The organism is Pseudomonas putida W15Oct28, assembly GCF_000708715.2.
GTDB lineage: Bacteria > Pseudomonadota > Gammaproteobacteria > Pseudomonadales > Pseudomonadaceae > Aquipseudomonas > Aquipseudomonas putida_R.
Genome location: NZ_JENB01000015.1, coordinates 53,169 through 65,641, shown reverse-complemented (window position 1 = coordinate 65,641; position 12,473 = coordinate 53,169). Strand labels below are relative to the sequence as shown.

The following is a 12,473-nucleotide window of genomic DNA, read 5'->3' as shown; positions in this document are numbered from 1 at the left end:
TGGGGCCAAAACGCACTATACTGGCCGCTGTTCACACACGAGCACAGCAATGCCAGAGCACACCGCCAGCCCGTCTCAACCGCCCCGCCGCCTGGCCGAAGCGCTGGTCGAACGCTTCGCCGAGCGCATGCGCGAAGGCACACTCAAGCGTGGCGACAAGCTGCCCACCGAAGCAACGCTAATCGCAACCGAAGGTGTCAGCCGCTCGGTGATACGCGAGGCTTTGTCACGCATGCAGGCCGCGGGCCTGGTCGAGACTCGCCATGGTGTCGGCACCTTCGTACTGGACATGCCGGCGCCAGAGAGCTTCAACGTGGGGCCGGCAACCATCAGCCTGTTGTCCGATGTGCTCGACCTGCTGGAATACCGCCTCAGCCTTGAAGTGCAAGCTGCAGGCATGGCAGCCGAACGGGCCACACCGCAGGCGGTCGAGGAACTGCATCAAGCACTTGAAGCCTTGATGCAGGGCCCGGAAAAATCCGGCAGCACCACCAACGCTGATTTCCAGTTTCACCTGAAAATTGCCAAGGCCGCGGGCAACCAGTACCTGATCGATATCATGAAGCATCTGGGTACCAAGATGATCCCCCGCACGCGCATGAACTCTGCCTACACCGGGCAAAGCAACCGCAGCACCTACCTGGCCGGCATCAACATCGAGCATCAGCAGATTTACGACGCCATCGCCAGCCGCCAGGTCGATGCGGCGCGCGCTGCGATGTACCTGCACCTGAGCAACAGCCGTACGCGCCTGCGTGAGGCGCAACGGCTACAGGCTTTTTACAGCGAGGCCTGAGGCTAAGGCGCAGGCTCCACATCGGTGAAGGCCAGCCCTTGGCTGCCCTGTACCTGCCAAGGGTTGGCGCCCCCGGTGTGGGTGAAGCGAAGCCCGACGAAGCGCGAATCTTTCAGGCCATCGATCTTGACCGGGGCCGGCCCGCTGAAGCGTACACGCTCGAACACCAGCCCCTGATGATAGGCGCCATGGCTGCTATCGCCCTTCACCTCGATGGCCGCGGTGCTGGCGTTTTCCACGCTCACGTCGCTGACCGTGATGTCACGGAACTGCCCCGCCACCGTCGAGCGCTTGTAATCGAGCTTGGCATTCGGGTCGTTGTAATCCAGGGTGAAGATAAAGGCTTGTTTTGCGGTATTGCGAATGGCTGAATCACGGAAGGTCACGTGGCGTGCGCCACCGCCCATGAAGTTGGTGCTTTTCATGCGCAAGCCGGTATCTGTGCCGTCCGAAACGTTGTCTTCGGCCAGAATGTTCTGGATCCAGGCACCGGTGTGGCTGCCCGCCACGATCATCCCATGGCCCTTGCGGAAGTAGTTGTTGAAGATCCAGGCATCTTCCTGCGGCTTTTGGTGGACCGCACCCTCACCGGTGCCAGCGGCGAAGTTGACACAGTCGTCACCGGTATCGAAGAAGTTGTTGAACACCAAGGCCCCGCGGCTGTTGGCAAATTCGATACCGTCACCGTTGTTGGCGTCGTACGTACGGTGCGTGGTGTTGGCCAGCACCACATTCTGCGTCTCCAGGTTCATGATGCCGTGATAAGCCGGGTTGACCACCGTGAAGCCGCCATAAAACACGTTTGTCACATTGCGCAGGGTAATCAGCGACGAGCGCATCTGGCCGTAGGCGTCCTTGACGTTCATGCCCTCGGCCACCGCCCGCTCTACTTGCGCCTTGGCCAGCACGCCGTCGTGCATGTAGCGGGTGTTGTCGCTGGGCAGGTAGAAGGGCAAGGCTTGCCCGCGCTGGTCGATCACGTCCGGGTTACGCTTCCAGCCGTTGCCGTCGATCGTGCCCTTGCCAACGATGCGGATGTTCTCGAAGGCCTGATGCGCCTGCGGGTCGCGCGGCAACGCGTTGATCAGCGAGGCCGGGCGCACGGTGGTGGAATACGGGTACTGGATATAGCCCTCGCGCGGGTAGTCCTCGGCACGCTCGGAGCCCAGCAGGGTAGCGCCCTCGGCGATTTCCAGGGTCATGTTGCTTTTGAGGTAGAGCGCCCCGCTCTTGTACGTGCCGGCAGGCAGCAGCACCTTGCAGCCCTTGCTGCACGCCTCGATGGCACGCTGGATGGCGGCCGTGTCGAGCGCCTTGCCATCGCCCTTGGCACCGTACCGCTGCACGTTGAACAGCGCCGGTACGGCCACGGTACGCTGCACCACCACAGGGCTGTCGGCCGACTCCTTGCCGTTGCGATCGACCGAACGCACGGTGAAGCGGTATTCAGTATCGGGCGCAAGCCCTTGGGCGGTGAAGCTGTGAATGGCGATGCGGTGGTGGAAGTTCTGCGTGTCCTGCTGGTAGAAGTGGTCGATGTAAGGCTTGGCCGGTGAGACCTGGTCGTTATTGGCGTTGCTGCCACCGAGCAGCTTGCCATTGGCATAGACATGGTAATCGACGATCTCGGCGTGGTCGGCCGGCTTCTCCCAGACCAGGATGATCTGTTGCTCATCGTAGGCCAGCGTCGGCACCTGGAGTTTGGTGGGCGCGTCCAGCGCCCAGAGCGGCAGGCTGCAGCCCATGGCCAGGGCACTCAGCAGTGCACGCGCCAGTGGGTGTTTGCGTGCAGCGACAGCAGGGTGTGCATACGGCATGGTTTTTATCTTCCTTGTTTTTGCCATTGATAACGCCACGCTTGAGCGGCCGAGCCGCGTGGCTCAAACCGTCAACGCGGCTTGCTCGAGGTACTGGCTGCGGTTGACGAAGGTCTCCCGGGCCATTTCCCTGACATCCATTGATAGCGCCTCGACCTCGGGCAGCAGGCCGACCAGCGCCGCCACCCCCGCCGAAGCGAGGCTGCGCCGCTGCTCGGCGCTGCGCCCGGCGAACAGGTACAGCGCGACATGCACGAAATCATCCTGCCCGGCGCCGCAGCGGTAATGGCTGAAGGTGTTCAGCCGCGCCTTGATGTCGCCGGGCTTGAACAGCCCGCTGGCATCGATGGCATCGTGCACGGCGGCCAGCAGCGTCTGCTCGCCAACCCGCTCAGCCAAGCTGGCCGGGCAATCGATAATGCAATGAGGCACGGTGGATTCCTTGATCGGCAGCCCTGTGCACCCTGCCCCGCAGGCTCAGGCGCACAGGCTTGGGAGGGGTTCAGGCAGAGGCGGCGCGCGGCGATTCGGCGCTGAAGTCGCGGCTGGCCTGGACCAGCATGCGGGTGTAGTCATGACGGGCGAGGTCCTGGCTCAACGCTTGGCTGTCGAGGCGCTCGACGATACGCCCCTGCTGCATCACCGCGACCTTGTCGCACAGGTGGCTGACCACCCCCAGGTCGTGGGTCACCATCAGGTAGGTGAGCTTCTCGCGCTGGCGCAGGTCTGCCAGCAGGTTGAGGATCTCCGCCTGCACCGAGACATCCAGCGCCGAGGTCGGCTCATCCAGCAGCAACACACGCGGCTCAAGGATCAGCGCGCGGGCAATCGCCACCCGCTGGCGCTGCCCGCCCGACAATTGGTGCGGATAGCGGTAGCGAAAGCTGTCATTGAGGCCGACCTTGACCAGGATGTCGTTGATCCGGTCGTCGCGATCAGCCATGCCGTGAATGGTCAGCGGCTCGCGCAAGGCGGTGTCGATGGTGTGCCGCGGGTGCAACGAGCCGTAGGGGTCCTGGAAGACCATCTGCACCTTGCGAAAGTGCTCCTTGGGCAGCTTGTGCTGCAACGCACCGCCGGCAATGCTCAGCGCCCCGCTCCAGTGCCGGTACTGGCCGGCCAGGCAGCGCAGCACGGTGGTCTTGCCAGAGCCCGACTCGCCGACCAGGCCGAACGACTCGCCGTCCTCGACGGTCAGGTCGACGTCGTGCAGCACCTGGTTGAGGGTGGCGCCAACGCCGAAGCTCAGGTTCAGCGATTGTGCTTGGATCATGGACATGTCAGTTACCTCAGCAGGTGAGCCAGAGCGGGTCGCGTTGCAGCACCGGCAAGCGCGGGCGGCGGTTGTCCATGCTCGGCAAGGCCGCCAGCAGGCCACGGGTATACGGGTGTTCGGCATACTGCAGGTCGCACGCGGCGAGCGACTCGACCACCCGCCCGGCGTACATCACCAACACCCGGTCACAGTAGTTGCGCACCAGGTTGAGGTCGTGGCTGACGAAGATCAGCCCCATCTGCTGCTCGACCACCAGCTCTTCGAGCACGTTGAGCACCTGCTGGCGCACCGACACGTCGAGCGCCGAAGTCGGCTCGTCGGCGATGATCACCTCCGGGTTGGTGATGACCATCATGGCGATCATGATGCGCTGGCCCATGCCGCCGCTGACTTCATGCGGGTACAGGTTGTAGACGCGTTTCGGGTCGCGAATATGGACCTTTTCCAGCATCAGCATGACCCGCTCGCGGGCCTCGCTGCGGCTGGCCTTGTGGTGCGCCAGGTACGCCTCGGCGATCTGGTCGCCAACCTTGACCACCGGGTTGAGCGAGTACTTGGGGTCTTGCATGATCATCGAGATGCGCTGGCCGCGGATCTTCTGCATGGCCTTTTCGCTGGCGCTGAGCAGGTCGACATCGTCGAACTGCAGGGCCTTGGCGGTGATCTGCGTGCTGCCGGGGTGCAGCTTGAGCAAGCTGCGCCCGACCGTCGACTTGCCCGAGCCGGACTCACCGACGATGGCCAGTTTTTCCCGGCCCAGGGTGAACGACACATCGCGCACCGCGTGCATTTCTTTCTTGCCGTTGACGAAGCGTACGTTGAGCGCTTCGACGTTGAGTTTGAGCGACGACATAAAGCCTCCAGTTACTCGCTACGCGGGTCGAGAATGTCCCGCAGGCCATCGCCCAGCAGGTTGAACGCCAGGCTCACCAGCATGATCGCCGCACCCGGTACCGCCACCAGCCACCAGCATTCGAGCATGTAGCGGCGACCGGTGGAGATCATCGCGCCCCACTCCGGCAGCGGCGCCTGTGCGCCAAGGCCGAGGAAGCCCAGCGCCGCGGCGGTGAGGATGATCCCGGCCATGTTCATGGTCAGGCGGATGATCACCGACGACAGGCACATCGGCACGATGTGACGCAAAATGATGCGCGTCGACGAGGCGCCCTGCAGCTCGACCGCGACAACGAAGTCGGCCTTGCGCAGCGACAGGGTTTCCGCCCTTGCCAGCCGTGCGATCGGTGGCCACGAGGTGAGCGCGATAGCGACCACGGCATGCTCCAGGCCAGGGCCAAGGGCAGCGATGAACGCCAGTGCCAGGACCAGGCTGGGGAACGAGATGAAGATGTCGGTGATGCGCATGAACACCGTGTCGACGATGCCCCCGTAGTAGCCCGACACGGTGCCGATGAACAGCCCGATCGGCCCGACGATAACGGTCACCAGGGTAATGATGTAGAGGGTGATGCGTGAGCCGTAGACCAACCGGCTGAAGATGTCGCGGCCGTATTCGTCGGTGCCGAACCAGTGCGCGGCACCGGGGGCCTGCAGGGCGTTGGCGAGGTTCTGCACCACCGGGTCATGGGTGGCGATCCACGGGGCGAAGGTGGCGACCACGATCAGCAGCACGGCCACCAGCAGCCCGGCCAGGGTCATCGGGTTGCGCAACAGGTGGCGCAGCACCCGCAGGCTGCTTTTGTAAAAGGCGTCGAGGCTGGAAGCCGGCGTGGTGTCGGCCTGCGGCTTGGCGCTTGCTTGGGTAGAAGACATGTTGGCAATCATCGGCATGTTCTCGGTGTGAAATCATGGCCGCCCGGAGCGCCCGCAGGCGCCCCCGGACAGGTTCAGCGTTGCTTGTAGACGCCCAGGTAACGGGTCGCCTCGGCGTCATCGCCGGTAAAGCCCTTCACGTCCACCGCGCTCACCGCGGTGTCGGTCATCTGCGAGAGCATCATGATCGGCCCGACCTGCTGGTCGTAGCGCTGCTGGGCCTGGTGGTACAGGCTCACGCGCTTGGCGGCGTCACGCTCGACGCCCGCCTGGTCGATCAGCGCATTGAGCTGTTGATCGAAGAACGACGCGCGCCAGCCCTGGAAGTTGGGCAGGCCGGCGCTATCGCTGTTGTCGGGGTTGTAGACAAAGGTGCGCAGGCTGAAGTACGGGTGCGGGTAGCGCTCGGCACCGCGCGCGACGATCATCTCGAAGTTGCGCGCGCGCATCGCGCCATACACCTGGTTGCCGGTGCCGGTGACGATGCTGGCCTTGATCCCGCCTTCGGCGAGCGTCGACTGCATGCGCGCGGCGATGTCGATGAACGGCGGCTCGGACAAGGTCCGGATGGTGGTGGTGAAGCCTTGCGGGTAGCCGGCTTCGGCGAGCAACGCCTTGGCCTTGGCGACATCCATCTTGTAGCCCGGGTCCGGCAGGCGGGCGTCGAGGCCAAGCTGCATCGGCTGCTGGTTGAGCATGCCGTAGTGCGGCATGACCTGCTCGTCGATGCCCTTGTAGTCGATCAGGTTGCGCACCGCTTCGCGGACTTTCTGGTTGGCGAATTCGGGCTGCTTCATGCTCATCGCCACGTAGTACATGGTGCCGCGCTGCAGCGGTTGCACCTGCAGCTTGGGCGAGCGCTCGATGGCCTTGATGTCTGGCGCGGCCATGCCGTAGACCAGGTCGAGGTCACCGCGCTCGAGCATCAGCCGTAGTGATTGCGACTCGGTCATGTGCCGCACCAGCACCCGCTTCATTTTTGCAGGGCCCGCCCAGTAGCCGTCGAAGCGGGTCATCACCAAGGCGTCGTTGGCGCTCCACTTGGTCAGGGTGAACGGGCCGCTGCCGGCCTCGTTGGTGACCAGCCAGGCGGCGCCGAGGTCGCCGTCCTTCTCGTGCTTCAGGGCTTCCTGGCGGTCGACGATGACCGCGCTGGGCGAGATCGCCAGCGAGTCGATCAGCAGCAGCGGGTCGGCGGGCTGCGGCAGCTCGACCACCAGGGTGTGCGGGTCAGTGGCGCGGATCAGCCCCTGAATGTTGTCGACGCTGTAGCCGTAGGCCTTCCAGGTGGTGGCCAGGCCGAAGTTGAGTTTCATCACGCGGTACAGCGACCAGGCCACGTCTTCGGCGGTCAGCGGGTTGCCGGAATGGAACTTGACGTCGCTGCGCAGGTGAAAGGTGACCTGCTTGCCGTCTTCGCTGATCTCCCAGCGTTCGGCCAACTGTGGCAGGTGTTTTTCCGGGTTGCCCTGGTCGCGCTTGACCAGCGTGTCATACAGGTTGGCGTTGACCCCGGAGGCATCCAGGCCCGGGGCGTTGGCCGGGTCGATGGAGAACAGGTTGACCATGCTCATGCCGACGATCAACTGGTCGGCGGGGGTCTTGGCCTGCACGGCGGCCATCGGCCCCAGTGCCAGCATCGCACCCAGCAGGCTCAGGCGCAGGATCGGAAGTACAGTTTTCATGTGGCTGTCCTTGTTTTTATAGTCATGCACTGTGTTCGCGCTGGCCGCGCGGGGCTTAGCGGGTCCTTGGGTCGAACACCTTGTACAGGGCGTCGCTGATCAGGTTCAGGGCGACGAAGATCAGCCCGATCACCAGCACACAGCCCATCACCGCGTTCATGTCACCGAGCATCAGGCTGCTGGTCAGGTACTGGCCGAAACCGGGCCAGGCAAACACCGTTTCGATCAGTACCGCGCCTTCGAGCAGCGAGCCGTAGGCCAGAGCGACCACCGTCAGCAGCTGCACGAGGATGTTGCGAAACGCATGGCCCCAGACCACCTGGCGGCGTGACAGGCCCTTGACCCGGGCGGTGATGATGTATTCCTGGGACAGCTGTTCAAGCATGAAGCTGCGGGTCATGCGGCTGATGTAGGCGACCGAGTTGAGACCCAGGATCAGCCCCGGCAGGACGATGTGCCGCAGCGCGCTGGTGAAGGCTTCCCAATCGCCGGCCAGGGCCGTGTCGATCAGCAGCAGGCCGGTGATGTCCGGCACCATGCCGTCGTAGGCGAGGTCGATGCGCCCTGCCCCGCCGGCCCAGCCGAGCCAGGCGTAGAACACCAGCAGGCCCATCATGCCGACCCAGAAGATCGGCGTGGAGTAACCGAACAGGGTGATCACCCGTGCCACATGGTCGCCAAGGCGGCCCTGGTTGCTGGCCGCGACCACGCCCAGTGGCAAGCCGATGACGATGCCGAAGAGGATCGCCAGGGTGGCCAGCTCGATGGTCGCCGGGAACACCCGCCTGATGTCGTCCAGCACCGGGTGGCCGGTCAGCAGGGCGTTGCCGAAATCACCGTGGAGCAGGTCGTTGAGGTACAGCCCGAACTGCACCCAGATCGGCTGGTCCAGGCCCATCGCCCGGTACACCTGGTCGTAGGTGGAGCTGTCGGCGTCCGGACCGACCACGGCCAGCACCGGGTCCAGCGGCATCACCCGACCAATGAAGAAGGTCAGCGCCAACAGACCGAGCAGGGTCACCAGGACCGTGCTGGCCCGGCGGGCAGTGCCAGACACGCGCGTGCCCAGCACAGAGGCAGTCGAAACTAACATAACAGGCTCCTGAAAATGCGTTCAGCCAACACCGAGGCGTTCGGGGCGCGCACGCCCCGCTCCCGCTCATCGCGACTTGTAGACGTCTTTGTAGCGGGTGGTGGCCGCACTGTGGGTCTGGTAATCCTGAACATCGTGGTAGACCACCACGGTGTCGGTCATCTGCGACACCGGCAGGATCGCCCCCACCTGCGCGTCCAGGGTCTTCTGGATTTGCTGGTACTGGGCCAGTTGCCGGGTCTTGTCAGGCTCGACTTCGGCCTGCTCGATCAACGCGTTCAGCTCGGGGCTGTAGAACGACGTGCGCCAGCCCTGGAAGTTGCTCAGCTTGGCTTCGTCGCGGTTGTCCGGGTTGTACACCAGGGTCCGCAGGCTCGAATGCGGATGGCGCTCGGCCCCGCCACCGCCGCGGCCGACCAGGATGTCGAAGCTGCGTTCGCGCATGGCGCCGTAGATCTGGTTGCCGGTGCCGGTGACGATGGTCGCCTGGATGCCGGCCTGGGCCAGGGTCGCCTGCAGGCTCGAGGCGATGTTGATGAATGGCGGCTCGGTGAGCACGCGGATGGTGGTTTTGAAGCCATTCGGGTAACCGGCTTCGGTCAGCAGTTTTTTCGCCTCGGCGACGTTCAGGGTGTAGCCCGGATCGTCCAGCCGTGCCGGCAGGCCGAGCGGCAATGGGCGCTGGTTGAGCTGGCCGTAGTGCGGCATGACGGTCTGGTTGATGCCTTGGTAGTCGATCAGCGAACGCACCGCGCGGCGCACGCGGGCGTCATCGTAGGGCTTGTTCTTGACGCTCAGGGCAACGTAGTAGAGGGTCCCGCGCTGCACGGTCTGGGTGCGCACCTGGTCGGACTTCTCCAGGGCTTCGATGTCGGGTGCGGACATGCCCTTGGCCAGGTCCAGGTCACCGCGCTCGACCATCAGGCGCAGCGACTGCGATTCGGTCATGTTGCGCATGACGACGCGCTTGAGCTTGGCTGGGCCACCCCAGTAACCGTCGTAACGGCTCATCAGGATCACATCGTTGGCGCGCCAGTCATTGAGGATGAACGGGCCGCTGCCGGCGGCGTGGGTGGTCAGCCAGGCGCCGCCCATGTCGTCGCCCTTCTGGTGTTGCTGGACCACTTTGCGGTCGAGGATAAAGGCGCTGGGCGAGGTCGCCAGGGTGTTGAGCACCAACATCGGGTCGGTTGGCCGCGGCAGTTCGAGGACAAAGGTGTGCTCGTCGGTCGCGCGCAGGTACTGGGCGGCGTTGCCGGCGGTGAAGCCGTAAGCCTTCCATGTCGAGGCCAGGGCCAGATTGAGCTTGAGCACGCGCTGCAACGACCAGGCGACGTCTTCGGCAGTCAGCGGGTTGCCCGACTGGAAGGTCACGCCGGGGCGCAGCGTAAAGGTGAGGGTCTTGCGGTCGTCGCTGACCTGCCAGCTTTGCGCCAGGGCCGGTACCAGTTGGTCCGGCTGCTTGACGTCCTGCACCAGCAGCATGTCGTAGAGGTTGGCATTGACCTCGGAGACATCCAGGCCGGTGGCGGCGGCCGGGTCGAGCGACAGCAGGTTGATCATGCTCATGCCGACGATCAACTGGTCGGCGGGGGTCTTGGCGAAAGCGGCAGGTACCGACGTCATCGCCAGCGATGCGGCCAGGACCCCCGCCCAGAATTTGGGGAGAACGCTCATGTGAGATAGCCTTTTTATAGTTATTGGACTCTCGGGCGGCACGCACCGAGGCGTGCCGCCATGCACGAATCAGAAGCTCTGCAGCGTGTTCGTCTCGACGTAGTCGAAGTCGATCTCCTCCCCCAGGCCAGGCAAGTCGGAGAGGTGCACGAAGCCGTCTTCATCCATCGGGTCGACCAGGCGCTTGAGGTAGGCCGGTACTTCGTCATAGTTGAGGAACGGGTGCAGCAGGCCGCGCTCGTACCAGGTGCAGTTCTTGATCGCGCCGACCACCGCCAGGTTGGCCGCGCCGTTGCCGTGGATCTCGCAATCCATGCCAAACGCTTCGGCCATGTGCGCGACCTTCAGGCACGGGGCGATACCGCCGACCCCGGCAACGCCGGCGCGCAGGATGTCACAGACATCGTTCTTGACCCAACTGGCGCGGCTCAGGTGTTTGCCACCGAGGCTTTCCGGGCCCAGCACGGGGATGTCCAACTGGCCGGCCAGCCACGCGTAGGACTCGGCCGAGTCTTCCATCATCGGCTCTTCGAACCAGGCGAAATTCAGCTTCTCCAGGGCACGGCCGACGGTCAGCGCTTCGGTGCGGCTGTACCAGTGATAGCCGTCGATCATCAGCGCGATGTCCGGGCCGACCGCTTCACGTACGGCGGCGCAGGCCTTGATGTCCATGCTCACGCTCGGGGCGAACGACACCGGCGGCATCCAGGTGTGCAGCTTGATCGCCTTGTAGCCGCGCTTGACCAGGGTCTCGGCGAAGCGGCCGTACTCTTCAGGGGTCGACAGGCCGCCCGGCAGCTCGTCACCGCACATGGTCGAACCGTAGGCCGGGACCTTGTCGCGGTAGCCACCGATGAGCTTGTGCACCGGCACCTTGAGCTTGCGCCCGGCCCAGTCCCACAGGGCCTGTTCGACCAGTGCCAGGGCGCGGTCGGTGAGCTGGCTTGCGCTGCCGCGCTGCCAGTGGGCGAGGTCGTGCCAGATCTTTTCGCGGTCGAAGGCATTGGCGCCGACCAGCACCTTGCGCACGAAGCCATCCAGCACATACGGGCGGATCAGCTCGGGAGCGCCGAAGGCGAAGCCTTCGTTGCCGCACTCAGTCCTGATTCGCAGCAAGGCCATCTTGGCCTGGGTCACGTCGCCCGGATGGGCATGGCCGGCGCTGTCTACAGCGCGGCGCGTGGGGTAGGAAAACACCTGGACGTTTACAGCAGTAATGATCATGGACGTCTGAGCCTTCTTATTGGATTTGTGGCGGGTGAGTCACGCTCTGGGGGCAATCCTACGTCATCATACAACATTTGAAAAGCACCTCTTCAAGCCGACGAAATCGTCGATATGAACCTGCTAAACCCCACCCTGTGACCCCCATCACAATGCACACATAAAGCCAAAACCACTGCACCAGAGCCTTCAAACAAAGTGATCAGACAACATTTCAATAATTCGTAGACAGCCCCAGAGTCGTACGATAACTTATTTGAAAAATCACGGAGCGCCGCACCCACCTCACCCCGGTAACACACCTCATCACGTCCTCAACAAAAACAAAAAAAGAGATCGCATGAACAACACACTTCGCCGCCTTATCGCCGCCAGTACCCTCGGCTTGTCGTTCTACGCCTGCGCGGACTCCGCCAGCATCAACTACCGGCATGGGTACACCGAAGACGACAGCAATCACTCCGACCGGATAAAGCTGAGCTACCGCAAGGACAGCGGCCTGGGGTTTGCCGCAGAAATCAAATACAAGACTGCCGGCGACCGCGAAGACGTCGCCTACGACAACATGGTCAACAACGGCCATGAGTTCACCGTGGACTACAACTACAAGATGAGCCCCAAGTCGACCTGGACTCCCGCCTTCCAGATGGACAGCTCCAAGGACGCGACCACCTACAAGTTCGGCTTGAAGTACAACTACAAACTCAGCGACACCTGGTACGTCGCCACCCGCGTACGCCACGACGCACGCAGCCTCGACCGGGATCAGGTCGACCACAGCAAGGCTGACCGCGCCAAGGACGACCAGAACACCACCCGCCTTGAAGGCTGGCTCGGCTATACCCCCAGCGGCCCGTGGGCATTCGAGTACCAGTACATCCACTTCACCACCGACTACATCCGCTACGACAACAAGAAGCGCGACTACGAGCAGAACCTGATCATCAAGTACAAGCTCAACAAACAGTGGGCGCCGTTCATGGAAGTGGGTGACATCAAGGTCAACAGCTACACCGACGATCGCCAGGCCCGTTGGCGCCTGGGTATCCAGTACAACTTCCTGTAAGGGCAAACGCCCGACCATGCCGGTGTCGTTGCACCACGGCACCCACATGCAGTTTCAGTAAAAGGCATC

At 63.6% G+C, this 12,473-nt stretch carries 11 protein-coding genes; 2 read left to right on the top strand and 9 right to left on the bottom strand.

Features of this window, described 5'->3' with window-relative positions; genetic code table 11:
• The first annotated feature begins 49 nt into the window (after window positions 1-49).
• A complete protein-coding gene (locus tag AK81_RS12855; RefSeq protein WP_043199527.1) occupies window positions 50-796 on the top strand; it encodes a FadR/GntR family transcriptional regulator in 747 nt (248 codons plus the stop codon).
• Between the two features lie 2 nt (window positions 797-798).
• Here AK81_RS12855 and AK81_RS12850 read toward each other — a convergent pair whose 3' ends face one another.
• From AK81_RS12850 to AK81_RS12810, 9 genes are all read right to left on the bottom strand, one after another.
• Complete coding sequence (locus AK81_RS12850) at window positions 799-2,613, bottom strand: glycosyl hydrolase family 28 protein (protein ID WP_043199525.1); 1,815 nt, start codon at window positions 2,611-2,613, stop codon at window positions 799-801.
• A 63-nt stretch (window positions 2,614-2,676) separates the two neighbouring features.
• On the bottom strand, window positions 2,677-3,045 hold the full coding sequence (locus AK81_RS12845; RefSeq protein ID WP_043199524.1) for a 5-carboxymethyl-2-hydroxymuconate Delta-isomerase: 369 nt from the start codon (window positions 3,043-3,045) through the stop codon (window positions 2,677-2,679).
• Between the two features lie 70 nt (window positions 3,046-3,115).
• Complete coding sequence (locus AK81_RS12840; RefSeq protein WP_028613317.1) at window positions 3,116-3,892, bottom strand: ABC transporter ATP-binding protein; 777 nt, start codon at window positions 3,890-3,892, stop codon at window positions 3,116-3,118.
• 10 nt (window positions 3,893-3,902) lie between these two features.
• Window positions 3,903-4,742: an ABC transporter ATP-binding protein gene (locus AK81_RS12835; RefSeq protein ID WP_043199523.1), complete on the bottom strand. Its 840-nt coding sequence runs from the start codon at window positions 4,740-4,742 to the stop codon at window positions 3,903-3,905.
• An 11-nt stretch (window positions 4,743-4,753) separates the two neighbouring features.
• Entirely contained in the window at window positions 4,754-5,671 is a 918-nt protein-coding gene (locus AK81_RS12830; protein WP_023047280.1) for an ABC transporter permease, read from the bottom strand.
• 62 nt (window positions 5,672-5,733) lie between these two features.
• Complete coding sequence (locus tag AK81_RS12825) at window positions 5,734-7,344, bottom strand: ABC transporter substrate-binding protein (protein ID WP_016487990.1); 1,611 nt, start codon at window positions 7,342-7,344, stop codon at window positions 5,734-5,736.
• A gap of 55 nt (window positions 7,345-7,399) precedes the next feature.
• Window positions 7,400-8,437 carry an ABC transporter permease gene (locus AK81_RS12820; protein ID WP_043199520.1) on the bottom strand — a complete coding sequence of 346 codons (1,038 nt, stop codon included), beginning with the start codon at window positions 8,435-8,437 and terminating at the stop codon, window positions 7,400-7,402.
• 66 nt (window positions 8,438-8,503) lie between these two features.
• On the bottom strand, window positions 8,504-10,114 hold the full coding sequence (locus AK81_RS12815) for an ABC transporter substrate-binding protein (protein ID WP_043199519.1): 1,611 nt from the start codon (window positions 10,112-10,114) through the stop codon (window positions 8,504-8,506).
• A 69-nt stretch (window positions 10,115-10,183) separates the two neighbouring features.
• Entirely contained in the window at window positions 10,184-11,338 is a 1,155-nt protein-coding gene (locus tag AK81_RS12810) for a mandelate racemase family protein (RefSeq protein WP_043199518.1), read from the bottom strand.
• A gap of 340 nt (window positions 11,339-11,678) precedes the next feature.
• On the opposite strand from AK81_RS12810, the gene AK81_RS12805 reads away from it, so the two are divergent.
• A complete protein-coding gene (locus AK81_RS12805) occupies window positions 11,679-12,404 on the top strand; it encodes an oligogalacturonate-specific porin KdgM family protein (protein ID WP_043199517.1) in 726 nt (241 codons plus the stop codon).
• The last annotated feature ends 69 nt before the right edge of the window (window positions 12,405-12,473 follow it).